This is a genomic window from Sulfitobacter sp. R18_1, assembly GCF_017743915.1.
Taxonomy (GTDB): Bacteria; Pseudomonadota; Alphaproteobacteria; order Rhodobacterales; family Rhodobacteraceae; genus Sulfitobacter; species Sulfitobacter faviae.
The window spans coordinates 163,000-188,635 of sequence record NZ_JAGHRG010000012.1 but is presented as its reverse complement, the minus strand read 5'-3'; the positions used below and the strand labels follow the sequence as shown (position 1 = coordinate 188,635).

Here is a 25,636-nt window from a genome sequence, read left to right as displayed (position 1 = left end):
GCTGTCAATAATCAGAAGGTAGGGTCATTCCCAGCATTACAAGCAGAATACAACATTACAAGTAAGATGAAATCCCCGTAAATTTGTATTTTTAATTGACAGGCTAGAGATTCCCCCGCAGTCTGCGGATCACGGCAAGAGGATGTCAGGGGGGAGCCCGGAACCCATCCAGTAGCTGCCGACACACAGTCAAAACTCGGGAGGAGTTTCTATGTCACCGTTCTTCAAATCGATCCGCCGCACCACAGCGGCCACCATCCTTTTCGCCGTCGCAGGCGCCGCCGCCCATGCGCAGAGCTTTGTCATGGCGACCGGCCAGCAGGGCGGGTCGTGGTATCCCGTGGGCGGCGCGATCAAGGCGATTGTGGAGCGTGAGAACCCCGATATGGACATCACCGTCACGCCGGGTGCGGGTGTGTCGAATGTGGTTGGTGTAGACGCGGGCCGCTTTGGCATCGCCTTCGCCAACTCGATCTCGACCGTGGATAGCCTGTCGGGCAAAGAGCCGTTCCGCAAGGCGACGACCAATGTCTGCAACCTTGGCATTCTTTATCCGCAGTACTTCCAGGTCGTCGCGCTTGAGGATTCGGGCATCAAGACCATCGCCGACATGAAGGGCAAACGGCTGACCACGCAACAGCTTGGCAACACCGGCGAATTCCTGACGCGTGAGCTTTTGTCGACCGCCGACATGACCTTTGATGACCTCGACAGCGTCGCCAACACTTCCTATTCCGACTCTGCATCGCAGATGAAAGACGGTCAGGCCGATTTCTTCACGCTCGGGTCGTCGCTGCCAACAGGTTCGGTCATGGATCTGGCCTCCTCCCGCAAGATCCGCCTGATCGACGTGGATGAAGAGACCTTCCAATACTTCAAAGACAAGAACGCCGCCTTCCAGCGTCGCGAAGTCAAGGCAGGCGCCTACCCCGGTTTCGATGAGACCGTGCATGCGATCAGCTACGACACCCATATGGTCGCGCCCTGCGACTATGACGGTGAGATCGTCAAATCCGTGCTCGCCGCGATTGCCGACAACAACGACAGCTTCGCCGCGATCAGCAAATCCATGGCGAACCTGACGGTCGAGGAAATGGCCACCGACATCGGCGTGCCCTTCCACCCCGCCGCGAAAGAGTTCTACGCAGAGCGTGGCGTCTCGGGGATGTAATTCCCCCCTGACGAGAAACGGGTCGGCCGGGGCCAAGCGCTCCGCCCGACCCACATCCCCATAGGCCCTGCCGCCCGCGCATCGCATGCGCCGCCGCCCAAGGGCCGCCTTCCACTCTAGACGCGAGAACCCCCATGCAACTGTCGATCTTTCTGGACAAGATGCCCCTGATTACCCGCATAGCAAGGCTGATCCTGGTCGGTATGGCTGTGTGGCATCTCTACGTCGCCTTCGTCGGCCCGCCCAACCCCTATATCATGCGCGGCGTGCACGTCGCTCTGGCGCTTTTGCTGATCTTCCTGACCGTCAATCGCAAGGGGCTGCGCAATGATGTGCCGCGCTGGTATGACGTGGTGCTTGGGCTGGTCGCCTTGGGCGCGGCGCTCTATCCATCCTTTAACCTCAACTACATCACGCAGCGCTTTCTCTACGTCGATCCGCTGATGCCGATGGACATCGTGGTGGGGATCACGCTGGTCGTCCTGTTGCTTGAGGCCACGCGCCGGATGCTGGGGCCGATGCTGCCGATCACGGCGCTGCTGTTTCTCGGCTACGGCCTCGCCTTCACCTCGACCCTGCCCTCGGTGATCCTTGAGCAGTTGTTCATGACGCCCGAAGGCATCTTCGGCATCCCGATCGCGGTTTCCGCAACCTATATGGTGCTTTTCATCCTCTTCGGTTCCTTGGTCGAGCGGATGGGCGTGGGCCAGCTCTTCATGGATTTCGCGGTGGCGCTTACCGGGCGTCAGGTCGGCGGTCCGGCCAAGGTGGCCTGTGTGACCTCGGGCCTCTTCGGGTCGGTGTCCGGCTCTGCCGTGGCCAATGTGATGACGACCGGCACCTTCTCTATCCCGCTGATGAAACGCATGGGGTTTAAACCCGCCTTCTCCGGCGCAGTCGAAGCCGTGGCCTCGACCGGGGGGCAGATCATGCCGCCCGTCATGGGGGCTGCGGCCTTTGTCATGGCCGAATACCTCGGCGTCGGATACCTCACGGTTGCGAAATACGCGCTGGCGCCCGCGATCCTGTTCTATGTGGCCCTCTTCGCTGCGGTCCACTTCGAGGCCAAGCGCAAGGGCATCGGGTCGGTCCCGAAAGAGGATCAAGTGCCGCTGAAAACCGTGCTGCTTGAACGCGGCCACCTGTTCCTGCCGCTGGCGATCATCGTGGGCGTGCTGATGCTGGGCTATTCGGCCCCCTATGCGGCGCTTTGCGGTATCGTCTCGGTCGTGCCCGTGGCGGCGCTGCGCAAGACGACACGGCATTACGTCACCGTCGACAACATCCTCGAAGCGCTTGAGGGCGGCGCGCGCAACGTGCTGGCGATTGCCGCGGCCTGTGCCTGTGCGGGCATCGTGGTCGGCGTGATCGACATCACCGGCCTTGGCCTGACCTTCTCGAACTTTGTGATCGAAGCGGCCCAAGACACGCTGGTCATCGCGCTGTTCCTGTCGATGATCGCGGGCATCATCCTTGGTATGGGGATGCCGACAACACCTGCCTATATCGTGCAGGTCGCCTTGCTGGTTCCGGCACTGGTGAAACTGGGCGTACAGGTCGAAGCGGCGCATCTCTTTGTGTTCTACTTCGCTATCCTGTCTGCCATCACCCCCCCCGTCGCCATGGCGGTCTATGCGGCCAACACCCTGTCGCACGCCAAGATCGTCGAGGCGAGTTGGGCTGCGGTGAAACTCGGTGCCACCGGCTTTATCGTGCCCTTCATGTTCGTCTATGAACCGGCGATCCTGATGCAGGGTTCGGTCACCCAGATCACGTTGGTCCTGTTGCAGGCCACCATTGGCGTCATCCTGCTGGCCGCCGCCTTGCAGCGCTACTACTTCGGCAGACTGTCCAATGTGCTGTCGGTGGTGCTGTTCGGGGCGTCGCTGCTGCTGATCTACCCCGATCTGCGGCTCACCGCCTCGGGGTTGGTCATCGCGGGCGTTATCCTGGCCTTCCAAAAGGCCAGGAACCCCAACCCGAAAAGCCAAGCGGCCACACATACTTAAATCTTAGAACGAACGAAACGGAGCCTTCTCCATGCTGCAAAAAACTTCCCTTAAGGCGCGGACCGGCGGACAGGTCCTTGTGGATCAACTGCTGATCCACGGTGCCGACACCGCCTATTGCGTGCCCGGCGAAAGCTACCTTGAGGTGCTGGATGCGCTGCATGACGTGCAGGACCGCTTCACCCTCATCAACGCGCGGCACGAAGCCGGGGCCGCCAATATGGCCGAGACCTATGGCAAGCTGACCGGCACCCCCGGCATCTGCATGGTCACCCGTGGCCCCGGCGCCTGCCACGCGGCCATCGGCGTGCATATCGCGCAACAAGACAGCACGCCGATGATCCTCCTGGTGGGGCAGATCGCCCGCGACACGACCGACCGCGAAGCGTTTCAAGAAGTCGACTACCGCGCCATGTTCGGCCCCATCGCCAAATGGGCCACTCAGATCGACGACCCGGCGCGGGTGCCGGAATATATGGCCCGCGCCTTCCGTGTGGCGACCTCGGGCCGCCCCGGCCCGGTGGTGATCTCCCTGCCCGAGGACATGCTGACCGAGGTGGTTTCCGTCGCCGACGCGCGGCCCTATACGGCGACCCATGCAGGGCTGTCGCCTGACAATCTCGACATGCTCAAGACCGAGATCGCGCAGGCCGAACGGCCCCTGCTGCTGCTCGGCGGCTCTGGCTGGTCGGATGAGAGTGCGGCGGCCATCACCCGCTTTGCCGAAGCCAACAAGATCCCCGTCACCACCTCTTTCCGGCGGCAAGACATCGTCAATAACCTCTCGCCCGTCTATGCAGGCGATTTCGGCACCTCTACCGCGCCCAGCCTCTATACGCATCAACGCGATGCGGATCTGCTCGTGGTGATCGGCGCGCGTTTGGGGGAGATGACGACCAAGACCTACACCAGCATGCAATCGCCCAACCCAGACACCCGTCTGGTGCATCTTTATCCCGACGCGGATGAGATCGGGCGCGTCTATTCGCCGGATCTGGGCATCGCTGCAGCACCCGTTTCTGTCGCTGCCGCATTGGATGGTGTCGATCTGGGCCGCGCTGAGACATGGGGCGGTTGGTGCGAGAAACTCCACGCCGATTACCTCACCGACACCGAAGCGCCCAATGGCGGCGACTGGGATCTCGACATGGGTGTCGCACTTGCGCAGCTGCGCGATGAGCTGCCCGACGATGTGGTGGTCACGCTCGACGCGGGCAACCACACCGGCTGGGCGCAACGTTTCCTGCGTTTTGGCCGTCCCGGGCGGATTGTCGGGTCGACCTGTGGTGCAATGGGCTATTCCGTGCCCGCCGCCGTCGCGGCCTCGATTGCCGAGCCGGAGCGTCTGACGCTGTCCTTTGTCGGTGATGGCGGCTTTATGATGAGCGGCAATGAGTTGGCCACCGCCGCGCAATATGGCGGGCGGCCCATCGTGCTGCTGTTCAACAACGGCATCTACGGCACCATCCGCATGCATCAGGAACGCGACCACCCCGAACGCATCTCGGGCACCACCTTGCAGAACCAAGACTTCGTAAAGATGGCCGAAGGTCTGGGCGCCCATGCCGAACGGGTGACCAAGACCGAGGATTTCGCCGCCGCCTTCACCCGCGCCCGCGAGAGTGGCCGTCCGGCGCTGATCGAACTGGTGACCGACCCCGAGCAGATCTCGACCCGCACCACGATCAGCAAGCTGCGCGCCGCGGCCCAGAAAAAAGTCGGCGCCGACCAGCGCTGAAGGATGACCCAGATGACGACCCTGACCGCGCCGCGCCGCGCAGATAATACGAACGCGCAAGACCACGCCGCCTTGCTCGACGCGCTGCGCGATGCCATCGGCCCTGCCCATGTGGTGACCGACGCCAAGGATTTCGACGCGCGTCTGATCGAAGACCGCGGGCTGCGGCGCGGCACGGCGCTGGCGCTGATCCGCCCTGGCTCAACCGAAGAGGTCGCCGCCTGCATGCGTCTGTGCCACGCAGCCGAAGTGCCGGTCACACCGCAAGGCGGCAACACCGGTCTTGCAGGCGGCGGCGTGCCCGATGGCGGCATTATCCTCACGACCGACCGGCTGAACCGTATCCGCGCGGTCGATCCGACCAATGCCACGATGACGGTCGAGGCGGGCTGCATCCTTGCCAATATCCAAGCGGCGGCGGATGAGGTCGACGCGCTCTTTCCGCTCTCGCTTGCCTCCGAAGGGTCATGCCAGATCGGCGGCAACCTTTCGACCAACGCGGGCGGGACGGCGGTGCTGCGCTATGGCAATACCCGCGACCTCGTGCTGGGGATCGAAGCGGTCCTGCCCGATGGCCGGGTGCTGAATGACCTGAACGGCCTGCGGAAAAACAACACCGGCTTTGACCTCAAACACCTCTTTATCGGCGCCGAAGGCACGCTTGGCATCATCACGGCGGCGGTGATCAAGCTCTTTCCCAAACCCACCGCCCGCGCCACCGCGCTGGTGGCCTGCACCGGCCCCGATCCGGCGCTCGCGCTCTATGCGCGGATGCGCGGCCAGACCGCCGACACGCTTTCGACATTCGAGTATATCGACCGGCTGGGCTTGCAAATGGTGATCGACCACGCGCCCGGCTGTAGCGATCCGATGGCCGAGGTGCATCCCGCCTATTGCCTGATCGAACTCACCGGCAATGGCGCGCAGACAGACCTCGACGCCCGGCTGGAAACCGCATTGGAAGCGGCTTTCGAGGCGGAGGAGATCATCGACGCCGTGATCGGCGCCTCGGAGGCGCAGAAAGACGCGCTTTGGGCGCTGCGAGAGAACCTGTCAGAGGCGCAGAAACCCGAAGGCGCGTCGATCAAACATGACGTTTCGGTCCCGGTGTCGCGCGTGGCGGATTTCATCCGTGAGGCGACCCAAGCCTGTATGGATCACATGCCCGGGCTGCGGCCCTGCCCCTTTGGCCATTTCGGCGACGGCAACCTGCATTTCAACCTGTCGCGCCCGGTGGATATGGCGGATGCGGCGTTCCTTGCCGAATACGGGGCCTTCAACCGGTTCGTGCATGATATCGTGCACCAGATGGGCGGCTCTTTCTCGGCGGAACATGGCATCGGCACCTTCAAACGCGCCGAGCTGCGCCGGTATAAAGACCCGATCGCGCTGGAGTTGATGGCGCAGATCAAGGCCACCCTCGACCCGGGCCATTTGATGAACCCGGGCAAGGTGCTTTGACCGCTTAGCCGCGCCCCGCGAAGGGCATCTTGGTGGCCATCACGGTGACGAACATGGCGTTGGAGTCGAGCGACAGCTTCGCCATGTAAGACAGCGTTTCGGCCACATCGTTCACATCCATGCGCGGCTCGGACATGCGGCTGCCGTTTGGTTGCAGAATGCCCTCCTTCATCCGCTCGGTCATCTCGCTCGCCGCATTGCCGATGTCGATCTGCCCGCAGGCGATGTCATGCGCCCGCCCGTCGAGCGACAGCGCGCGGGTCAACCCGGTGATCGCATGTTTCGTCGCCGTATAGGGCACCGAGAGCGGGCGCGGCACATGGGCGCTGATCGAGCCGTTGTTGATGATCCGCCCGCCCTTGGGGCTCTGCCGTTTCATCAGGGCAAAAGCCGCGCGGGCGCAGAGGAATGACCCGGTCAGATTGGTCGCGACGATGTCGTTCCACTCCGCCACGCTGAGAGCGTCCACCTCAACTGCCGAGCCATTGCGCCCGGCATTGTTGAACAGCAGATCCAGCCGCCCAAAGGTCGTCTCCACCCGCTCGAAAAGCGCGTCGACCTCCGCCTCGACGCCCACATCTGCCGCCACGGCGATATGCCCCTGCCCGTCGAGGGTCGCGCAGGCTGCGTCGATCTTATCCTGCTGCCGCCCCGTCAGCACGAGGGTGAAACCGTCCTTCGCCAAACGCTGCGCACAGGCAAGGCCCACCCCGCTTCCGGCTCCTGTTATCAGAGCAATCTTTTGATCCATCTTCTCATTCCATCCCTGTCATCGCCCTCCGGGCCGTTGTGTGGAATCTAATATATATGATTGCGCAAGAATAGGTTTTTTCGCTATTTTCTGGTTTGGCGCCTCGTTCAACTTGGCTGTCTCACATTCGCGCGAACGCACTAGACGACCGGTCTATTATTCCTTAGATGCCCGGGTATGACAGAGGCAAAGAAATCAGATCAGACGCGGCAACGCATCTTGGACATAGGGCGCAGCCTCGTGCTGCGGCACGGGTTCTCTGGCGTTGGCCTGTCGCGCATTCTGAGCGAAAGCGGCGTGCCCAAGGGCTCTTTCTACTATTACTTCGCGTCGAAAGAGGCTTTTGGCACCGCGATGCTGGCCGATTACGTCGAGGCCTATCTCGACCGCGTCGATGCGCTGATCGCGGCCCCGGGAACGGCGGGCGACAAGCTCGACAGTTTCTGGGATGCATGGCTCAGCCAATCCAGCGCCCCGGGGATCGCCAGCGCCTGTTTGGTGGTGAAACTCGGATCCGAAGTTGCCGACCTGTCGGAAACGATGCGCGAAACGCTCGATCAGGGTGTCGATGCTTTGGTCGCCCGAATTGCCCAATTGCTGCGCCAAGGCGCAGAGGATGGGACCGTTCGTGTGCTTGAAGACCCCGAGACCACAGCCCGCATGCTCTATGCGAAATGGCTCGGCGCTGCGGTGCTGGCCAAACTGGCGCGCAGCGATGCGCCCCTGCGCATGGCGCGCGCTGAAACCTCTGCCCAACTCTCCCCCACTGGGGGCCAATTCCCAACCTGAAAGGAAACAACATGTTCGCTGCCATCCACGACACATTCGGCGAGCCCGCCGAGGTTCTGACCACCCGCGAAACCGACAAGCCCGCGCCCGCCGCTGGCGAAGCGCTGCTGCGCATGGTGCTCTCGCCCATCCACAACCACGACCTTTGGACCGTGCGCGGCAACTATGGCTACAAGCCCGACCTGCCCGGTGCCATCGGCGGCTCCGAAGCGCTTGGTATTGTCGAGGCCGTGGGCGAAGGCGTTGACGAAGCGCTGATCGGCAAGCGCGTCACCGCGGCCGGGTTCCACGGCGCATGGGCTGAGTATTTCACCGCCCCCGCGGCCGGCCTGCTGCCCCTGCCCGAGGCGATCTCGAACGAAGCCGGTGCGCAGTTGATCGCCATGCCGTTCAGCGCCCTGTCCCTGCTGGAGACCCTGAAGGTCGGCGAAGGCGATTGGCTGATCCAAACCGCCGCCAATGGCGCGGTCGGCAAAATCATGGTCGGTCTGGCCAAGGCGCGCGGTGTCAAATTGCTGAACCTCGTCCGCCGCGAAGGCGCCGCCGAAGAGATGCGCGACACCGGCGCGGAACATGTCCTCTCCACCGAAGATGCGGATTGGCAGAGCAAAGCGCGTGAGTTGTTCGGCAAAGAGGGCGCGGTCTCGGCCATCGATTCCGTCGGTGGCGAATTGGGCGGTCAACTGGTCGAACTGCTGGGCAAGGACGGTGAGTTGATCGTCTTCGGCACGGCGACGGGCCAGCCGCTCTCCATGTCTTCGGGCGAATTGATCATGAAGCACATCACCGTCAAAGGCTTCTGGGGTTCGCGCGTCAGCGGCGAGATGGCGGCAGAGACGCGGGGCCGCCTGATTGGCGAATTGGTGCAACTGGCCGCGAAGGGCCAACTGCCCCTCGACACCGGCGGCATCTACCCGCTGGCCGAGGTGACCGAGGCGATGAAAGCCGCGCTGACCACGGGCCGTGGCGGCAAGGTCATGCTGCGCCCGTGATCGGGATTTGACGACAGCGGCGGCCCTCCCTCCCCGGGGCCGCCGCCCCATGCGCGGAATGCCCAAGTTTAGGACAGCCCCGCGATTTGCTGCCCATTTTTCAGGCAAACCCGCCGCGCAGGCGGCTCTGAACCGCCTCGGCGATGACTCTCCCCCGTCTCTATGGTGATTAAAAAATCATCAGACTTTACCGGGCGGAGCGTTCCTCATTCTCATCGACAGCAGCATAAACAGCCCCCAAGCGACCCCGGTGCAGCCGCGCGCCATTGGTGCTGCGATGGTCTCGGCCAAGGCTGCGCGGGGCGGGTCGACAATTGGCGAATTGCGCCAGTCGGGCGCGATGAAGCTGCTCTTCCCGCGCCCCGACCCTGCGCTGTTGCAAGCGATCGTCATCAATTCCGCAGGCGGCATCACCGGCGGCGATAGTTTTGCCCTGACGGCCCGTGCCGAAGCGCAAGCGGCGCTCAGCCTCACCACGCAGGCCGCCGAACGCGCCTATCGCGCGCAACCGGGGCAAGTGGCAGCGCTGCGCAACACCCTTACCGTCGACTCCGGCGCGACGCTGCATTGGCTGCCGCAAGAGACCATTCTCTACGACGGATGCGCCCTGCGGCGGCATCTGACCCTCGAACTGGCGCAAGACGCCTCCCTCCTGCTGGTCGAACCGCTTGTCTTTGGCCGCGCCGCTATGGGCGAAACCCTGCGTCATGCGTATTTCTGCGACCGGATCGAGATCAACCGCGCGGGCCAGCCGCTTTTTCACGACGCGATGACACTCAGCGGCGATGTCACCGCCCATCTGGCGGCCCCTCATATCGCGGCGGGCGCAGGCGCCCTTGCCACGATTATCTATGTGGCCCCCGATGCCGAAGCGCGGCTGCCCCGGCTCCGCGCCCAATTGCCCGACAGCGCCGGGGCCAGCCTGATCGGCCCTGAACTGCTGGTCGCCCGGATCCTCGCCGCAGATAGTTTCGACCTTCGCCAATCGCTCGTCCCGATCTTGGGCACGTTGAGCGGTGACACCCTTCCCCGATCATGGATGACCTGACGTGCAACTGACCCCGCGAGAAAAAGACAAACTGCTGATCTCCATGGCTGCCGAGGTCGCCCGCAAGCGCCTTGCGCGGGGGGTCAAGCTGAACCACCCCGAGGCCATCGCCCTCATCACCGACACCGTGGTCGAAGGCGCGCGGGATAGCCGCAGCGTGGCCGATATGATGCAGGCCGGTGCCCATGTCATCACCCGCGACGACTGTATGGAAGGGGTGGCCGAGATGATCCCCGAGGTGCAGGTCGAAGCCACTTTCCCCGACGGGACCAAATTGGTCACCGTGCACAACCCCATCAGATAGGATATCCCATGCCGCGTTTTGCCCCCCTTCTTGCCCTACCGCTTATGTCGCTCGCCATGGCGGCCTTCGCCCATAGCGCGCCGCTCCCCCACAGCCACGGCGGAGAGGGTGACGGATCGCTCGCCGTCTACCTGATCGCCGCCGCGGCCTTTGCGCTCTCGGGGGGGAACCTCGTCCTGCGGCGTCTGAAGTCCGCCGAAGCATGATCCCGGGAGAGATCATTCCGGCGGAGGGCCTGTTGACCCTCAATGCCGACAGCACGGCGATCACGCTGATGGTCGCCAATACCGGCGACCGCCCGGTGCAGGTCAGCAGCCACTACCATTTTGCCGAGAGCAACCCGGCGCTTGAGTTCGACCGCGCCGCCGCGCGGGGCCTGCGCCTCGACATCGCGGCAGGGACTGCGGTGCGTTTCGAGCCCGGCCAACGGCGCGAGGTCGCGCTCATCCCGATCGGCGGGGCGCGGCGGGTCTTTGGCTTTAACAGCGCGGTGATGGGAGACCTCTGATGCCTGCACAGATCAAACGCGGTGACTATGCCGCCATGTTCGGCCCCACGGTGGGCGACCGGGTGCGGTTGGCCGATACCGACCTTATCATCGAAGTCGAACGCGACCTGACCACCGGCGAGGGCCGGGCCTATGGCGAAGAGGTTAAATTCGGCGGCGGCAAGGTGATCCGCGACGGCATGGGCCAGTCGCAGGTCACCCGCGCGGGCGGCGCCGTGGACACGGTCATCACCAATGCGCTCATCGTTGACCATACCGGCATCTACAAAGCCGATGTGGGGCTGAAAGACGGGCGCATCGCCAAGATCGGCAAGGCGGGCAACCCCGACACGCAACCGGGGGTCGATGTCATCATCGGACCGGGCACCGAGGTGATCGCGGGCGAGGGGCGCATCCTCACCGCCGGGGGGTTTGACAGCCATATCCATTTCATCTGCCCGCAACAGATCGAAGACGCGCTGCATTCGGGGCTGACCACCATGCTCGGCGGCGGCACTGGCCCTGCGCATGGCACATTGGCCACGACCTGCACACCGGGCGGCTGGCATATCGGGCGCATGATGCAAGCCGCCGATGCCTTTCCGATGAACCTCGCCTTCGCGGGGAAAGGCAATGCCTCGCAACCCGCCGCACTGGAAGAGCAGATCAACGCAGGCGCCTGCGCGCTGAAACTGCATGAGGATTGGGGCACCACCCCGGCGGCCATCGACTGCTGCCTTGGCGTGGCCGATGCGATGGACGTGCAGGTGATGATCCACACCGACACGCTGAACGAAAGCGGCTTTGTCGAACATACCGTAAAAGCCATGAAAGGCCGCACGATCCACGCCTTCCACACCGAAGGCGCGGGCGGGGGCCATGCGCCAGATATCATCAAGATCTGCGGCGAAGAGCATGTGCTGCCCTCCTCGACCAACCCCACGCGGCCCTTCACGGTCAACACGTTGGAAGAGCATCTGGATATGCTCATGGTCTGTCACCACCTCGACAAATCGATCCCCGAGGATGTGGCCTTTGCCGAAAGCCGCATCCGGCGAGAGACCATCGCCGCCGAAGACATCCTGCATGACATGGGGGCGTTCTCGATCATCGCCTCCGACAGTCAGGCCATGGGCCGGGTCGGAGAGGTCTTGATCCGCACATGGCAGACCGCGGACAAGATGAAAAAGCAGCGCGGACGGCTGCCCCAAGAGACGGGCGACAACGACAATTTCCGCGTCCGCCGCTACATCGCGAAATACACCATCAACCCCGCCATCGCCCATGGCATCTCGCCCCATATCGGCAGCATCGAAGAGGGCAAGCGCGCCGATCTGGTGCTGTGGAACCCGGCCTTTTTCGGGGTGAAGCCCGAGATGGTCTTGCTTGGCGGCAGCATCGTCTGCGCGCAGATGGGCGATCCCAACGCCTCGATCCCTACGCCGCAACCGGTCTATTCGCGGCCCATGTTCGGCGCCTATGGCCGGGCGGTGGAAAACTCCGCCGTGGTCTTTGTCAGCGAAGCGGCAGAGGCCGCGGGAGTGGGCGGCAGCCTCGGCCTTGCCAAACAGACGCTTGCGGTGCGCAACACCCGTGAGATCGGCAAGCGCGATCTGAAGTTGAACGACGCGCTGCCCGAGGTCGAGGTCAACCCCGAGACCTATGAGGTGCGCGCGGATGGTGAATTGCTGACCTGTGAACCTGCCTCTGTGCTGCCCATGGCGCAGCGCTATTTCCTGTTTTGAAGAGACCGAGATGACCCCAATCCTTTGCCAAGAGATGCGCCGCGCCGGAGCGTGGTCCGATGCCAGTGATCGGGTCGAGCTGACCTATGACGGGCGCTTTCTGCGCCGCAAGGTGCTGACCACGGCGGACGGGCTGGCGTTTCTGGTGGATCTGGCGCAGACCACCTCGCTCGACCACGGCGATGCCTTCGTTCTGGCCGACGGGCGTCTCATCGAAGTGGTGGCCGCCGACGAAGCTCTGCTGGAGGTGACCGGCCCCGACCTGCCGCGCATCGCGTGGCACATCGGCAACCGCCATACCCCCTGCCAGATCGACGCCGAGCGGCTGGTGATTCAGCGCGACCATGTGATCGCCAAGATGCTCGGCCAGATCGGTGCCACCACGCGAGAGATCACCGGCCCCTTCCGCCCCGAAGGCGGTGCCTATGGCCATGGGCGCACCCATGGGCATGATCACGGCCATGTTCACCACGCTGTTCACGACCACGACCACCCGCATGACCATGCGCATGGCTGACACCCTACAGGCCGATGCCCTTTTGACCTTGGTGCAGATGCTGTCGCCCTCCTACCCGGTGGGGGCCTTCGCCTATAGCCACGGGTTGGAATGGGCGGTGCAGAACGGGGATGTGACGGGGCAAGACAGCTTGGCCGATTGGCTGGGCGGCGTGTTGCGGCACGGGGCGGGTCAGGCGGATGCGCTTTTCCTTGCGGCGGCTTATCGCGCGGATGACCCATCGGAGATCGACGCGCAGGCCCGCGCCTTTGCCGCCTCTGCCGAGCGGTTGAAAGAAACCGTGCTACAGGGCGAAGCCTTTGCCCGCGCCAGCGCCGCGATCTGGCAGCAGGACATGCCGCCGCTTTGCTATCCCGTGGCCGTCGGACGCGCCGCACGGCTGCAAGGGCTGCCGCTGCGTCAAACGCTTGAGATGTTCTTGCACGCCTTTACCGCGAACCTCGCCACCGCGGGCATGCGCCTGATCCCCTTGGGGCAGACCGAGGGGCAGACCGTCATTCGCGACCTTGCGCCGCTCTGTCTTGAGGTCGCCGCGGCGGCAGAGGACGGCACGCTCGACGATCTCTCCTCCACCGCCTTTCTCTGCGACATCGCCGCGATGAAACACGAAACCCAATATTCAAGGATTTTCCGCACATGAAACGCAACAACGGCCCTTTGCGCGTCGGCATCGGCGGCCCGGTGGGCGCGGGCAAGACCACTCTGACCGCCGCGCTCAGCCGCGCGCTGCGGGATCGGCTGTCAATCGGCGTGATCACCAATGACATCTACACCCAAGAGGACGCCGAGGCGCTGATGCGCATGCAGGTGTTGCCCCAAGACCGGATCATCGGGGTCGAGACCGGCGGCTGCCCGCATACGGCAATCCGCGAAGATGCCTCGATCAACCTTGCCGCGGTGGCGGAGATGGTTTCGCGGCACCCGGATGTGGAAGTGGTCTTGATCGAAAGCGGCGGCGACAACCTGTCGGCCACCTTCAGCCCTGAACTCGCGGATGTGACGCTCTATGTGATCGACGTGGCGGCGGGGGAGGAGATCCCCCGCAAGGGCGGCCCGGCGATCACCAAGTCCGACATTCTAGTCATCAACAAGACCGACCTCGCCCCCCATGTCGGCGCCTCGCTCGAGGTCATGCAACGCGACAGCGCGCGGATGCGCCCGGACCTGCCAACGGTCTTCTGCGCGTTAAAATCCGGCGAGGGGATCGGCGCGCTGCTGGCGCATCTGGCGCAGGTCGGCGGGCTCGACCTCGCCCCAATGGACCCGGTGAGCGCGGCTTAATCGCGGTAGACCTCGGCCATCCGGTCGCGGAAGGCGGGCAAAAGGCTGCCATCATAGCCCCGGTGCGGCACCCCATGCCAAAGCGCGTTGAGGATCGCCTCCTCAACCGCTTCGACCGCGGCGATAAAGAAGGCATCCATCCGGTCTTCGTTCAACCGCTCGACGCTTTGTGTGTCGGCCCCGCCACGGGTGATGCGGTTGGCGGTTGAGAAGGCCAGCGCGATGTCGCCGCTTTGATGGCCGATGTGGCTGCCCAACCGGCCAAGGGCCGCGGCGCTGCGCCGGGCCATGCGGGTCAACTGCCGCGAGCCCATCGGCGCGTCGGTCGCCAGAATGATGATGATCGAGCCCTTGTCGGGGTCATCCCCCGGCCCCGGCGGCGGCAGCTGTTGGCCAAAGACCCGCAAAGCGCTTTGTTGGCCAAAGTTCGACAAAACCAGCGCGCCAATGTCGAACCCCGCGCCGCCCTGCAGGGCGACCCGCCGCGAAGCGGAGCCGAGACCACCAGCATAGCCGAAGGTCTTCATCCCGCTACCGGCCCCGACCGTGCCCTGCGCAAACGCTGGCCCGCAAGCCGCAATCGCCGCCTGCGCGTGATCCTCGTTCACCGCCAGCGCCTGAATGTCGTTCACCGTGCCGTCGTTGCATTCCAAGACCAGCGGGTTGACCGTGCAAGTGCCCCGCCCGATCTCGGGGTTTTCTGCAATCGCCCGCCGGATCAGTGCCGTGCTACAGGGGCCGACGCCAAAGGTGTTGGTCAGCAGGATTGGCGTCTCAATCTGACCCAGTTCGGCCAGTTGCATCAGGCCCGCGCTTTTGCCGAAACCGTTCAACACGGCGACGCCCGCAGGCACCGGATTGCGGAAAAGATCACCTTCATGCGGCAGAACCGCCGTCACCCCGGAGCAAAGCCCGTCCCCGCGGAGGTCTTGGCTGCCCACACGCACCCCCGCGACATCGCAGATGGTATTTCGTGGCCCCGTGGGCAGGGTCCACCAGTTCTTGCTATCGATCGTATTGCGCATTTTGCCTTAGTGAGTTTGGGGTGCCGTTGGTGCGTCAATCCGCGCCAAAAAGATCGCGGGTGAAGACCTTGTCGGGGACATCCGCCAGATCGGGGTGATTGCGGTTGGCCACGATCACATCCGCGCGCGTCTTGAACGCTTCCAAATCGCGGGTGACTTCGGATCCGAAGAAGCGTTCCTCTTGCAATACGGGCTCATAAACGATCACTTCGATGCCCTTGGCCTTGAGCCGCTTCATGATCCCTTGGACCGAGCTTTGCCGGAAATTGTCCGACCCGGCCTTCATCACCAACCGGTAGATGCCCACCCGCTGAGGGCCAAGCGCCAGAATCTGCTCCGAGACGAAATCCTTGCGGGTGCGGTTCGCCTCGACCACGGCGTTGATCAGGTTTTGCGGCACGTCAGAGTAATTGGCCAGCAACTGTTTGGAATCCTTGGGCAAACAGTAACCGCCATACCCAAACGACGGGTTGTTGTAATGCCCACCGATGCGCGGGTCGAGGCAGACACCGTCGATGATCTGCCGCGTGTCCAAGCCATTGGTCAGCGCGTAGCTGTCCAATTCGTTGAAATAGGCCACCCGCATGGCGAGGAAGGTATTGGCGAAGAGCTTGACCGCCTCTGCCTCGGACGCACCGGTAAAGAGCATGGGAATGTCGTCAGCGATTGCCCCCTCGGCCAGCAATTCCGCGAAGCGCCGGGCGCGCGGGCTGTCTTCGCCGACGACGATGCGCGAGGGGTGGAGGTTGTCGTAGAGCGCGCGGCCCTCACGCAGGAATTCCGGGCTAAAGATCACTTGGTCGCTGTTCAAGTCGGCGGAGAGGCCCGCGGTATAGCCCACCGGGACGGTGGATTTGATGACGATGGTGGCCGTTTTCGTGACCGCCAAGACATCCCGCACCACCGCCTCAACACTGGAGGTGTCGAAGACATTGGTGCTTGGGTCATAGTTGGTCGGCGTGGCGATGAGCACGTAATCAGCCTCGCGATATGCCGCCTCCGCGTCGGTCGTGGCCCGGAGGGTGAGGGGCTTTTCCGCGAGATATTGCTCGATCTCCGGATCGACGATTGGCGCTCGGCGGGCATTCACCTGCGCCACCCGGTCTGCGTTCAAATCGACCGCTGTTACCTCATTGTGCTGCGCCAGAAGCACCGCATTCGAAAGCCCGACGTAGCCGATACCGACAACGGCGATCTTGGTCTTGGACATAAGCGTGGGCCTTTCTTGCGCGGCGTGGCGTGATGTTAAACTGCGGCTTTCGTTTTGAAAAGGCTCCGCCTGACAGGGAGTTAGGGCGGTTTGGCGAAAGTGAAAGCCGCAACGTGAACCTTCCGCGCGACGGGGCAGAACCGCCGTTTGTTGCGCGCGGCCCGAACGGTGGGTTGTCAGGCTGGCAAGACTTCCTTCTCACAGTCTCAGGCGACCCATAACGCGGAGAGCCCCGATGCCCGACACCTCTGAGCGCCTATCCCTGCCCTATTTGATGCCCGCACAGGCGCAAAAACATGTGACCCATAACGAAGCGCTGCAACGGCTCGATCTTCTCGTGCAGCTTGCGGTCGAAGGCTTTGACGCCAACACGCCGCCCGCCCTACCGCAGGCGGGGGAGGTTCATGCGCTCGGTGATGCGCCGACAGAGGTTTGGGCGGGTCATCCCGGTGAACTCGCCGCCTGGGTCGGAGAGAGCTGGCAGTTCACCGCCCCGCGAGACGGCTGGGTCGCCTTGGATAAATCGACCGGGATTCTGCACCGTTGGGGGGCTGGGGCTTGGGCCGAGGTATCGCCCCCCGATCTGGCGAACCTCCCCGGGCTGGGGGTTAATACGGATTACGACAGTGGCAATCGCTTGTCGGTCTCCTCCCCGGCGAGCCTGTTTACCCACGAAGGGGCGGGGCATCAGTTGAAGCTCAACAAGGCCAGCGCCGCCGATACCGCAAGCCTGCTGTTCCAAACCGATTGGTCTGGCCGTGCCGAGATGGGCACGGCGGGGCAGGATGATTTCGCCATCAAGGTCAGCGCCGATGGCAGCAGTTGGACCACCGCACTGGCCTTTGACGCGGCCAGCGGCATCGCTTCAGGCGCGGCGCTGACGCAGGACGTGGGTGATGCGACGGTGGGTCGCTTGCTGCGGGTCGGGGATTTCGGCATCGGCGCTGATGCAGGGCCGCTGGTGACGGACCTCGACGCGCATGATCTTTCTGGCAGTTTTTCAAGCTATGGCGGCGCCCATGCGCAGGCGCCTGTCGGGGCCAACCCTTTCCCGGCGCTGAATGGGGTCTTCGGCCTGCTCTGCGGCAATAGCACCTTAGGCGGGCAGAGCGCCTATCTGTGGCAGATCGCACTTGGCATCGACACGCCGGGTCTGGCCTTTCGTGTCCGGGCGACGGGGGCATGGGGCGCGTGGCAGCCCATGTGGTCCGGCGCGAATACGACCGTGGATGCCAATGGGTTCATCAAGGAAGCCAGCCCGATCGTGCGTCTGTTCCGCGATGGCAGTGAAGAGCCTGCGGTGCCTTTGGGTGCAGGGTTCGAACGGGTCGGGCTTGGCCATTACCGATTGTCGAATGTGCCGCCGCTCGCCAGCCGCGGCTGGCAGATCGAAGCGCCGCAGGATGCGAATGGCAACCGGCTGGTTCATGTCGCGTGCAGTTATGATGCGGGGACGCTCGATATCCGCACCCGCGAGGTGATCTGGCAGGACGGCTGGGCGGGCGGTGCGCCCCGTGACATTCCTGAAGGCCGCTGGGTCGACCTGCGGTTCGACATGCCCTGAGGGGAAATGGCCGGGCAGCCGTCAGATGATTCCGCGCAGCTGCTCGACCTCATAATTGCCACCGCATAGCAAAACGACAGAGGTCTGGCCCGCGAAGTTCTGCGGCCCTGCCAGATAGGCCGCCAGCGCCAAAGCGGCGGCCCCTTCGACCAGCATGTTCTCTTCCCAAGCCAACACTTTTAACGCTTCGGCGATCTGATCCTCGTCGCAATGGATGATCTCGTCGATCACCGCGCTTGCGAGTGGCAGGGTCATCGAGTCCGCATCGACCCCGCCCGCCACGCCATCGGCCAGCGTGTCGAGATGTTCCGTTTCGACGATCTTGCCTGCTCTGATCGACGCGGCCAGCGCGCAGCTATTCGCGGCACTCACACCGATCACGCGGGTCCGCGGCGAAAATTCCTTGATCACCGATCCCATGCCCGAGATCAGCCCACCGCCGCCCATCGAGATGAAGACATTGTCGATGCCTTCGATCTGGTCGAGCAGCTCCAGCGCGGCGGTGCCCTGCCCCGCGATCACCTCGGCATCGTTGTAGGGTGAGATATAGGTGTAGCCCTCAGCCTCAGCCAAACTCTGCGCATGCAACTCTGAGAGCGAGGCATCGGCCCCATGGATCACGACCCTAGTGCCGTAGCTTTCAATGATCTTGCGTTTCTTGGCGACGACGGTTTCGGGCAGCACCACGATCAACTCATGCCCCGTGGTCTGGGCCGCAAGCGAGCAGGCGATGCCGTGGTTGCCGGAAGATGCGGTGATGACAGGCCGGTCGAGCGGCACCGTCGTCAGCTTTGCACTGGCGCCGCGCAGTTTGAATGACCCGGTATGCTGGAAGTTCTCGGTCTTGTAGAACAGCCGCGAACCCTCTGCCATTGGCAAGCGGGAGGCGATCACCGGCGTGCGGTAAACCGCGCCAGCGATTTTGCGATGAACCACGCAGGAACGTGCGGCGCTTTGGGCGATCAGGTCTGAGGCTGACGGCATGACAGGCTCCATCTAGCTTGACTGCGCTGCACCGTGACGCGCGAGGAAAGCCGAAACACGCGCCAACCCGTCGCGCAGGTCCGCCGTCGAATTGGCGAAACCGATGCGCAGCCAGCCCTCCATGTCCATGGCGCTGCCGGGGGTGAAAAGAACGCCCTCCTCTTCCAGCAATTGCGTGCAGAAATCACGGCTTGGCAGCGGCAGGTCGTATTTCAGCAGCGCCGTGGTGCCCCCTTGCGGCTTCACCCATGAGATCAGCGGCTCGGCCTCGACCCAATCCGACAGGATTGCGAGGTTCTCACGCGTGATCCGATGCGCGCGGTCGAGGATCTGGCTGCGGTTTTCGAGGGCGAGGGCCGCGAAATACTCGTCAATCCGCCCGACAGAGATCGTGTTGTAATCGCGGTGGATCATGATGTCTTCCAGCAGGGCCTTCGGCCCCGCGACCCAGCCCACGCGCAACCCGGCCAGTGAATAGGCCTTGGACATGCCCGCCGTGCTGATCCCACGCGCGTAGAGATCGCAGATCGAGGCGGTATAGCCGTTCCCGGCCTGATCGGTGCCGCGATAGACCTCGTCGCAGAGCACCCATGCGCCGCTGCCGCGCGCGATCTCGGCGATCTCTGAGAGCATCGCCCGGTCCATCAGCGCGCCGGTCGGGTTGTTGGGGTTGTTGGTGGCGATCATCCGCGTGTCGGGCCGCATCATCGCGCGCAGCTCGTCAAGGTCGGGCAGGAAGCCGTTCTCAGCGCGCAGATGCAGCAGTTCGACCTCGGCGCCGATGCTTTCGGGGATCGAGTAATGCTGCTGGTAGGTCGGCACGATGGCGATGACATGATCGCCGCGGCTGACTAGCGTCTGGTGCACCAACGCATTGGCCCCGATGGTGCCGTGGGTGGTCAGCACGTTCTCGCGGGACTGGTTCTCGTAGAGCCCCGCCACCGCGTCGCGCAGCCGGTCTGAGCCTTCGATCGCGCCATAGCCCATGCGCATGCCGCGCAACTCGCCCAGCACGGAATTGTCGACGCCAGCCATATCGATCAGCTCGCCCAAGGTGATCGAGTCGACGCAGGTCTCGGCGAGGTTGTAGCGGCAGTGGTTCTCAAATTCGTTCATCCACATTTCGACGCCAAAGGTCTTGATATGCATGGTGTTTCCTTTCGTGTCAGCTATCGGCCAGCGCGGCGAAGAGCCGACGGAGGAATTGCGGCGTGGCGGTCGGCGCGAGCCAGCGCATCACCGCGACGATTTCCTGCTCGGGTGCGACCCAGATCGTATGGCCGCCGGCGCCCTGCGCGCTGAAGGCGCTCTCGGGCAGTTTCGGATCGGCCTCGGCCCCGCGGTTCAGCCACCACAGAAAGCCGTATTTGTCGAGCGTCGGCGTTGGCGTCAGGGACCGCTGCATCCAGTCCTCGGGCAGAATTTGTTCGCCGTTCCACGCGCCGTTCTGGCAGATGAAATGGCCGAATTTCGCGTGATCCTCGGCAGAGATGAAGAGGCCCCCACCCCAGTGCCCGCCGCCGGTGACCGATTGCATCCGGGTGCCATCCAGCTCGACCCAAGAGGTCGAATAGCCCTCCCACCGCCAGTCGTTCGAGGCCCCGATCGGGTCCATGATCCGCGCGCGCAGCACCTCCGGCAAAGGGCGGCGAAAACGCATCATCAGCGCATAGGCCAACGCGTTCACCCGGACGTCGTTGTACTCATAGTGGCTGCCCGGCGCACCGACCTGCCGCAATTGCCCCTTGCGGCTGTTGTCGGCGCCCGGGCCGATCTGGCGGTAGTGGTCGACCTGATCGTCCTTGCCGAAAATCTCGCCGCGCCATTCGCTGTTCATCTGCAACAGATGCCGCCAGGTGATGCGCCCGTTGTGATCGCCCGCAAAATGCGGCCCCGGCACGCTGTCGCCCACGGGCGCGTCGAGGTCCGCGATCAGGCCGTCTTTCACCGCCAGCCCCGCCAGCACCGACAGGTAGCTCTTGGCGATGGAGAAGGTCATATCGGCGCGTGTCGTATCGCCCCAGTCGGCCACGCGCTGGCCGCGATGCAAGATCACCCCGGCAGGGCCGCCCCGCGGTTTGACGGGGCCCACGATCTCAGTCCAAGGGCCGCTTTCGTTCCACTCGCGATTGCCGACATAGGCGCCATCGGCATGGTACATCGAGCGGGGCCAGTCGGTCTCATGCGCTTGCGCATGATCGACGACGGCTTGTAGGGCGGGGGTTGCGGCGAATGTCATGGGGGCTCCTCGGGGCTTCGGGCGAACATTTCCCAAGGGGGGCGGAATTGTAAACCGGTTAAATGTCTCCCCGCGCCTCAATCGCCGATGTCGGGATAGACCTGAGAGCGTTTGACCACGCCGTAGACGAAACTGGTGTCGATCGACCCGATGCCACCGATGGGATGCAGCCGCGCACGCACGAAACGCTCATAATCCTCGAGGTCGCCCACCACGACGCGCAGCAGGTAGTCCGACAGGCCGCTCATCACGAAACATTCCAGCACCTCCGGGATCGCGCGGATCTGGCTCTCGAAACGCTGCACCGTGCCCTCGTCGTGACCATCCAGCGTCACCCGCACCATGACCGTGACCGGCAGCCCGTAGGCCTTGGCATCGACCTCCACGCTGTAGCCCCGGATCGCGCCGTTTTTCTCCAGCGCCCGCAAGCGGCGCAGGCAGGGCGAAGGCGAGAGGCCCACTTCATCCGCCAGATCGAGGTTGGTCATCCGGCCATTGCGCTGCAGGGCGCGGATGATGCGGCGGTCGGTGGCGTCCAATCGGGGCGTTTGGGGCATGATATGCCAAATCTCCTGCAATTTGCGCATATATTAGCAACCAAATGCCTTTCACGCCATCGGATCATGCCCTCAAATTCAGACAGGGGCCAGCCATGACCGAGAACCAGAAATCCTTTGCCACCCGCGCCATCCACCACGGCTATGACGCGCAGGACGAACAGGGCGCGCTGAACCCGCCGATCTACATGAGCTCGACCTTCACCTTCGAGACTGCGGAAGCGGGCGGCGACATGTTCGCGGGCGAGCGCGAAGGGCATTTCTACACCCGTATCAGCAACCCCACGCTGGACCATCTGGAAAAGCGCATCGCCAACCTTGAGGGGGCCGAGGCCGGGCTCGCCACCGCCTCGGGCATGGGGGCGATCACCTCGACGCTTTGGTCCTTCCTGCAGGCGGGCGACGAGATCATCATCGACAAGACGCTTTACGGCTGCACCTTTGCCTTTATGACCCACGGCCTGCCGCGCTTTGGTGTCAAGGTCACGCTGGTCGATATGACCGAGCCTGAAAACCTTTCCGAGGTTATCAGCGCCCAGACCAAGATCGTCTATTTCGAAACCCCCGCGAACCCGAACAACCGTCTGGTGGACATCGCCGCGATCTCGGCCATCGCGCATCGCGCCGGGGCCAAGGTGGTGGTCGACAACACCTATGCCACGCCGGTGATCACCCGTCCCATCGAACATGGCGCGGATATCGTGCTGCATTCGGCAACGAAATTCCTCTCCGGCCATGGTGATGTGGTCGCGGGTCTTGTCGCTGGCAGTGCCGAGGACATGACGCAGGTGCGGCTTGTCGGGCTCAAAGACATGACCGGTGCCGTGATGTCGCCGCTGACCGCCATGCTGCTCTTGCGCGGGATCAAAACGCTGGAGCTGCGGATGGAACGGCACTGCGCCACGGCCGCCAAAGTGGCCGAGGCACTCGAAGCGCATCCGGCGGTGCTGCATGTCGCCTATCCGGGGCTGGAGAGCTTTCCGCAGGCCGAACTGGCGCGGCGGCAGATGGGCAATTTCGGCGGCATGATCCCATTCGAGGTCAAGGGCGGCAAACCGGGCGGCATCGCTTTCATGAACCGGCTGACCCTCATTCAGCGCGCGGTGAGCCTTGGCGATGCGGAGAGCCTGATCCAGCATCCCGCCAGCATGACCCATTCCACCTATTCCCCCGAGGAACGCGCCGAACATGGTATCGCCGAGGGGTTGGTGCGGCTTTCGGTCGGGCTGGAATCGGCGGAAGACATCATTGATGACCTTTACGCCGCGCTCGGGGCGCATAACATGCAAGCGGCCTGATCCGGCACGAACCGGACCAGTCGCGGGCGGTGTCGAGGAGGGCGCCGCCCGAGGGAACCATAGATGAAAGACCTGCCATGACCGCTCTCGCCCCTGCCCAGCTCAAGACCGTCGAACAACGTCTGCTGTGGCTGTCGCACTGGATGATCCACAACGCGAACCACATCCGGCCCAAGGTGGACGGGATCAAGGTGGGCGGGCATCAGGCGTCCTCGGCCTCGATGGTGTCGATCATGACGGCACTTTATTTCAGCGCCCTGCGGCCTGAGGACCGGGTGGCGGTGAAGCCGCATGCCTCGCCGATTTTCCATGCGATGCAATACCTCATGGGCAACCAGACCCGCGAGAAGATGGAGAATTTTCGCGGTTTTCAGGGCGTGCAGAGCTACCCTAGCCGCACCAAGGACGTGGACGACGTGGATTTCTCCACCGGGTCGGTCGGGCTTGGCGTGGCGGTGACCTCCTTCGCCTCGCTGGTGCAGGACTACATCACCGCGAAGAACTGGGGCGCGGATGTCGATCTGGGCCGCATGGTCGCCTTGGTGGGTGACGCCGAGTTGGACGAGGGCAACATCTACGAGGCCCTGCAGGAGGGCTGGAAGAACGACCTGCGCAATACATGGTGGATCATCGACTACAACCGCCAGTCGCTCGACGGGGTGGTGCGCGAAGGGCTGTTCAAACGCATCGAGCAGATTTTCGACGCCTTCGGCTGGGACGTGGTGAAGGTGAAATACGGCGCCCTGCAACGCGCCGCCTTTGACGAACCGGGCGGGGACAAGCTGCGCGACTGGATCGACAATTGCCCCAACCAGCTTTACTCGGCGCTGACCTATCAGGGCGGCGCGGTCTGGCGCGAGCGGCTGATGGAGGCGTTGGGCGATCAGGGCGATGTGACGGCGCTGATCGACGCACGCAGCGACGACGAACTGGCCGAACTGATGGAGAACCTCGGCGGCAATTGCGTGGAGACGATGGCCGAGACCTTCGCCGCCATCGACCACGACCGCCCGGTCTGTTTCCTCGCCTATACCATCAAGGGGTGGGGCACACCGATTGCGGGGCACAAGGACAACCACGGCGGGTTGATGACCAAGACCCAGATGGCGGATTGGCAAAAGCATATGGGCGTGGCCGAGGGGGAGGAATGGGAGAAGTTCGCCACCATCGAGAACCCGCAAGCGTTGCAAGCGGCACTCGACCGCGTGCCCTTCTTCGCCAAGGGCCGCCGCCGCTACAATGACACGACACTGCCGGTACCGCAGATCGAACTGTCGAGCGACCGCGAAATTTCCACGCAGATGGCCTTCGGCAAGATCCTCGACGACCTGTCGAAGGGCGACAGCGATCTCGCCTCCCGCATCGTGACCATGTCGCCGGACGTGACCGGCACCACGAACCTTGGGCCATGGGTGAACCGGCGCAAGCTCTTCGCGCGCAGCGAACAGGCCGACACTTTCATCAACGAGAAAATCCCCTCCACCGCGAAATGGGAGTTCACGCCCGAGGGCCAGCATATCGAGCTGGGCATCGCCGAGATGAACCTCTTCCTGCTTCTGGGCGCCGCGGGCCTGTCGCATTCGCTCTTCGGCAAGCGGGTCATTCCCATCGGCACGGTCTATGACCCCTTCGTCGCCCGCGGCTTGGATGCGCTGAACTACGCCTGCTACCAAGACGCGCGCTTCATGATCGTCGGCACCCCTTCGGGCGTGACGCTGGCGCCCGAGGGCGGGGCGCACCAATCCATCGGCACGCCGCTCATCGGGATGAGCCAAGACGGGCTGGCGAGCTTTGAGCCTGCCTTCGCCGACGAATTGGCGGTCATCATGCAGTGGGCCTTCGACTACCTGCAACGCGACGGCGAGGGCGACCCGGACGAGCGCACATGGCTGCGCGACGAGACCGGCGGCTCGGTCTACCTGCGGCTCACAACCAATCCCATCGAACAGCCCGGCAAACGGGTCGACGAGGACTTCCGCCAAGGCGCCATCGACGGGGCCTATTGGCTGCGCAAGCCCGGGCCGAACTGCGACGTGGTGATCGCCTATCAAGGTGCCGTGGCCCCCGAGGCGATCAAGGCCGCCGGCAGCATCGCCGAAGGCCGCCGCGACGTGGGCGTGCTGGCGGTGACCTCCGCCGACCGGCTGAACGCCGGCTGGACCGCGGCACAGCGCGCCCGGGCGCGCGGCAATCATGCAGCGCAGAGCCATATCGAAACGCTGCTGGGTCAGCTGCCGCGCGACTGCAAGCTGGTGACGGTGATTGACGGCCATCCAGCGACGCTGTCGTGGCTGGGCTCGGTCGTGGGGCATCAGACGGTGCCGCTCGGGGTCGAGCATTTTGGCCAGACCGGCACCATCGCCGACCTCTACCGGCATTTCGGCATCGACGCGCGCTCGATCGTTGAAAAGGTGCAGGGCCTGACTCCGGGCCGCCAGATGTTGCACCGGCTAGCGGGCTAAGGTT

General features: G+C 63.8%; 24 protein-coding genes. 17 read left to right on the top strand and 7 right to left on the bottom strand.

Annotation, left to right across the window (positions count from 1 at the left end; all coding sequences use genetic code 11):
* Positions 1-211 precede the first annotated feature (211 nt).
* From J7392_RS20970 to J7392_RS20955, 4 genes are all read left to right on the top strand, one after another.
* Complete coding sequence (locus J7392_RS20970; protein WP_209219264.1) at positions 212-1,171, top strand: TAXI family TRAP transporter solute-binding subunit; 960 nt, start codon at positions 212-214, stop codon at positions 1,169-1,171.
* A gap of 134 nt (positions 1,172-1,305) precedes the next feature.
* Positions 1,306-3,180 (top strand): TRAP transporter permease, encoded by a 1,875-nt coding sequence (locus J7392_RS20965; RefSeq protein ID WP_209219263.1) that lies wholly within the window; start codon positions 1,306-1,308, stop codon positions 3,178-3,180.
* Between the two features lie 31 nt (positions 3,181-3,211).
* A complete protein-coding gene (locus tag J7392_RS20960; protein WP_209219262.1) occupies positions 3,212-4,918 on the top strand; it encodes a thiamine pyrophosphate-binding protein in 1,707 nt (568 codons plus the stop codon).
* 12 nt (positions 4,919-4,930) lie between these two features.
* Entirely contained in the window at positions 4,931-6,379 is a 1,449-nt protein-coding gene (locus J7392_RS20955; protein WP_209219261.1) for an FAD-binding oxidoreductase, read from the top strand.
* Between the two features lie 4 nt (positions 6,380-6,383).
* Here the strand turns inward: J7392_RS20955 and J7392_RS20950 are convergent, their stop codons facing one another.
* Complete coding sequence (locus J7392_RS20950; RefSeq protein WP_209219260.1) at positions 6,384-7,130, bottom strand: SDR family oxidoreductase; 747 nt, start codon at positions 7,128-7,130, stop codon at positions 6,384-6,386.
* A 177-nt stretch (positions 7,131-7,307) separates the two neighbouring features.
* Between J7392_RS20950 and J7392_RS20945 the strand changes: the two genes are divergently transcribed.
* From J7392_RS20945 to ureG, 10 genes are all read left to right on the top strand, one after another.
* Positions 7,308-7,919: a TetR/AcrR family transcriptional regulator gene (locus tag J7392_RS20945; protein ID WP_209219259.1), complete on the top strand. Its 612-nt coding sequence runs from the start codon at positions 7,308-7,310 to the stop codon at positions 7,917-7,919.
* A gap of 11 nt (positions 7,920-7,930) precedes the next feature.
* On the top strand, positions 7,931-8,911 hold the full coding sequence (locus J7392_RS20940) for a zinc-binding dehydrogenase (protein WP_209219258.1): 981 nt from the start codon (positions 7,931-7,933) through the stop codon (positions 8,909-8,911).
* 250 nt (positions 8,912-9,161) lie between these two features.
* Entirely contained in the window at positions 9,162-9,959 is a 798-nt protein-coding gene (locus tag J7392_RS20935) for an urease accessory protein UreD (RefSeq protein WP_348540720.1), read from the top strand.
* A gap of 1 nt (position 9,960) precedes the next feature.
* Positions 9,961-10,263 (top strand): urease subunit gamma, encoded by a 303-nt coding sequence (locus J7392_RS20930; RefSeq protein WP_209219257.1) that lies wholly within the window; start codon positions 9,961-9,963, stop codon positions 10,261-10,263.
* 8 nt (positions 10,264-10,271) lie between these two features.
* Positions 10,272-10,469, top strand: a complete 198-nt coding sequence (locus J7392_RS20925; protein WP_209219256.1) for a hypothetical protein — start codon at positions 10,272-10,274, stop codon at positions 10,467-10,469.
* Entirely contained in the window at positions 10,466-10,771 is a 306-nt protein-coding gene (locus tag J7392_RS20920; RefSeq protein WP_209219255.1) for an urease subunit beta, read from the top strand. Before J7392_RS20925 ends, J7392_RS20920 begins: the two co-directional genes overlap by 4 nt.
* Positions 10,771-12,495, top strand: coding sequence for an urease subunit alpha (gene ureC / locus J7392_RS20915; RefSeq protein WP_209219254.1), 1,725 nt, complete (start codon positions 10,771-10,773; stop codon positions 12,493-12,495). Before J7392_RS20920 ends, ureC begins: the two co-directional genes overlap by 1 nt.
* Positions 12,496-12,505: 10 nt before the next feature.
* Positions 12,506-13,012 (top strand): urease accessory protein UreE, encoded by a 507-nt coding sequence (gene ureE, locus J7392_RS20910; protein ID WP_209219253.1) that lies wholly within the window; start codon positions 12,506-12,508, stop codon positions 13,010-13,012.
* Positions 13,005-13,652, top strand: coding sequence for an urease accessory protein UreF (locus J7392_RS20905; protein ID WP_209219294.1), 648 nt, complete (start codon positions 13,005-13,007; stop codon positions 13,650-13,652). Before ureE ends, J7392_RS20905 begins: the two co-directional genes overlap by 8 nt.
* The gene (ureG, locus tag J7392_RS20900; RefSeq protein WP_209219252.1) at positions 13,649-14,293 is read left to right on the top strand and encodes an urease accessory protein UreG; all 645 of its coding nucleotides are present in this window, start codon (positions 13,649-13,651) and stop codon (positions 14,291-14,293) included. Before J7392_RS20905 ends, ureG begins: the two co-directional genes overlap by 4 nt.
* Here ureG and J7392_RS20895 read toward each other — a convergent pair.
* Positions 14,290-15,318, bottom strand: a complete 1,029-nt coding sequence (locus J7392_RS20895) for a P1 family peptidase (RefSeq protein ID WP_209219251.1) — start codon at positions 15,316-15,318, stop codon at positions 14,290-14,292. The two genes, ureG and J7392_RS20895, sit on opposite strands and share 4 nt — an antisense overlap.
* Before the next feature lie 34 nt (positions 15,319-15,352).
* Positions 15,353-16,528, bottom strand: coding sequence for a nucleotide sugar dehydrogenase (locus tag J7392_RS20890; protein ID WP_209219250.1), 1,176 nt, complete (start codon positions 16,526-16,528; stop codon positions 15,353-15,355).
* A 235-nt stretch (positions 16,529-16,763) separates the two neighbouring features.
* Between J7392_RS20890 and J7392_RS20885 the strand changes: the two genes are divergently transcribed.
* Positions 16,764-18,092, top strand: coding sequence for a DUF2793 domain-containing protein (locus tag J7392_RS20885; RefSeq protein WP_209219249.1), 1,329 nt, complete (start codon positions 16,764-16,766; stop codon positions 18,090-18,092).
* A gap of 21 nt (positions 18,093-18,113) precedes the next feature.
* Here the strand turns inward: J7392_RS20885 and J7392_RS20880 are convergent, their stop codons facing one another.
* From J7392_RS20880 to J7392_RS20865, 4 genes are all read right to left on the bottom strand, one after another.
* Positions 18,114-19,076, bottom strand: a complete 963-nt coding sequence (locus J7392_RS20880) for a pyridoxal-phosphate dependent enzyme (RefSeq protein ID WP_209219248.1) — start codon at positions 19,074-19,076, stop codon at positions 18,114-18,116.
* 12 nt (positions 19,077-19,088) lie between these two features.
* Entirely contained in the window at positions 19,089-20,225 is a 1,137-nt protein-coding gene (locus tag J7392_RS20875; RefSeq protein ID WP_209219247.1) for an aminotransferase, read from the bottom strand.
* Positions 20,226-20,241: 16 nt separating this feature from the next.
* A complete protein-coding gene (locus J7392_RS20870; RefSeq protein WP_209219246.1) occupies positions 20,242-21,315 on the bottom strand; it encodes a serine hydrolase in 1,074 nt (357 codons plus the stop codon).
* Positions 21,316-21,392: 77 nt separating this feature from the next.
* On the bottom strand, positions 21,393-21,872 hold the full coding sequence (locus J7392_RS20865) for an Lrp/AsnC family transcriptional regulator (RefSeq protein WP_209219245.1): 480 nt from the start codon (positions 21,870-21,872) through the stop codon (positions 21,393-21,395).
* A gap of 95 nt (positions 21,873-21,967) precedes the next feature.
* On the opposite strand from J7392_RS20865, the gene J7392_RS20860 reads away from it, so the two are divergent.
* Together J7392_RS20860 and J7392_RS20855 are read left to right on the top strand one after the other, a co-directional pair.
* Positions 21,968-23,170, top strand: coding sequence for a methionine gamma-lyase (locus J7392_RS20860; protein ID WP_209219244.1), 1,203 nt, complete (start codon positions 21,968-21,970; stop codon positions 23,168-23,170).
* 77 nt (positions 23,171-23,247) lie between these two features.
* On the top strand, positions 23,248-25,632 hold the full coding sequence (locus J7392_RS20855) for a 1-deoxy-D-xylulose-5-phosphate synthase N-terminal domain-containing protein (protein WP_209219243.1): 2,385 nt from the start codon (positions 23,248-23,250) through the stop codon (positions 25,630-25,632).
* Positions 25,633-25,636: the final 4 nt, after the last annotated feature.

Bases quoted from the DNA above. Each gene is read 5' to 3' on its own strand.
- J7392_RS20960 (WP_209219262.1), top strand. From the start codon at position 3,212: ATGCTGCAAAAAACTTCCCTTAAGGCGCGGACCGGCGGACAGGTCCTT.
- J7392_RS20965 (WP_209219263.1), top strand. From the start codon at position 1,306: ATGCAACTGTCGATCTTTCTGGACAAGATGCCCCTGATTACCCGCATA.
- J7392_RS20945 (WP_209219259.1), top strand. From the start codon at position 7,308: ATGACAGAGGCAAAGAAATCAGATCAGACGCGGCAACGCATCTTGGAC.
- J7392_RS20875 (WP_209219247.1), bottom strand. From the start codon at position 20,225: ATGCATATCAAGACCTTTGGCGTCGAAATGTGGATGAACGAATTTGAG.
- J7392_RS20855 (WP_209219243.1), top strand. From the start codon at position 23,248: ATGACCGCTCTCGCCCCTGCCCAGCTCAAGACCGTCGAACAACGTCTG.
- J7392_RS20925 (WP_209219256.1), top strand. From the start codon at position 10,272: ATGCCGCGTTTTGCCCCCCTTCTTGCCCTACCGCTTATGTCGCTCGCC.
- J7392_RS20950 (WP_209219260.1), bottom strand. From the start codon at position 7,130: ATGGATCAAAAGATTGCTCTGATAACAGGAGCCGGAAGCGGGGTGGGC.
- J7392_RS20865 (WP_209219245.1), bottom strand. From the start codon at position 21,872: ATGCCCCAAACGCCCCGATTGGACGCCACCGACCGCCGCATCATCCGC.
- J7392_RS20955 (WP_209219261.1), top strand. From the start codon at position 4,931: ATGACGACCCTGACCGCGCCGCGCCGCGCAGATAATACGAACGCGCAA.
- ureC (WP_209219254.1), top strand. From the start codon at position 10,771: ATGCCTGCACAGATCAAACGCGGTGACTATGCCGCCATGTTCGGCCCC.
- J7392_RS20885 (WP_209219249.1), top strand. From the start codon at position 16,764: ATGCCCGACACCTCTGAGCGCCTATCCCTGCCCTATTTGATGCCCGCA.
- ureE (WP_209219253.1), top strand. From the start codon at position 12,506: ATGACCCCAATCCTTTGCCAAGAGATGCGCCGCGCCGGAGCGTGGTCC.
- J7392_RS20890 (WP_209219250.1), bottom strand. From the start codon at position 16,528: ATGTCCAAGACCAAGATCGCCGTTGTCGGTATCGGCTACGTCGGGCTT.
- J7392_RS20895 (WP_209219251.1), bottom strand. From the start codon at position 15,318: ATGCGCAATACGATCGATAGCAAGAACTGGTGGACCCTGCCCACGGGG.
- J7392_RS20880 (WP_209219248.1), bottom strand. From the start codon at position 19,076: ATGCCGTCAGCCTCAGACCTGATCGCCCAAAGCGCCGCACGTTCCTGC.
- J7392_RS20970 (WP_209219264.1), top strand. From the start codon at position 212: ATGTCACCGTTCTTCAAATCGATCCGCCGCACCACAGCGGCCACCATC.
- J7392_RS20905 (WP_209219294.1), top strand. From the start codon at position 13,005: ATGGCTGACACCCTACAGGCCGATGCCCTTTTGACCTTGGTGCAGATG.
- J7392_RS20920 (WP_209219255.1), top strand. From the start codon at position 10,466: ATGATCCCGGGAGAGATCATTCCGGCGGAGGGCCTGTTGACCCTCAAT.
- J7392_RS20940 (WP_209219258.1), top strand. From the start codon at position 7,931: ATGTTCGCTGCCATCCACGACACATTCGGCGAGCCCGCCGAGGTTCTG.
- J7392_RS20860 (WP_209219244.1), top strand. From the start codon at position 21,968: ATGACCGAGAACCAGAAATCCTTTGCCACCCGCGCCATCCACCACGGC.
- J7392_RS20870 (WP_209219246.1), bottom strand. From the start codon at position 21,315: ATGACATTCGCCGCAACCCCCGCCCTACAAGCCGTCGTCGATCATGCG.
- ureG (WP_209219252.1), top strand. From the start codon at position 13,649: ATGAAACGCAACAACGGCCCTTTGCGCGTCGGCATCGGCGGCCCGGTG.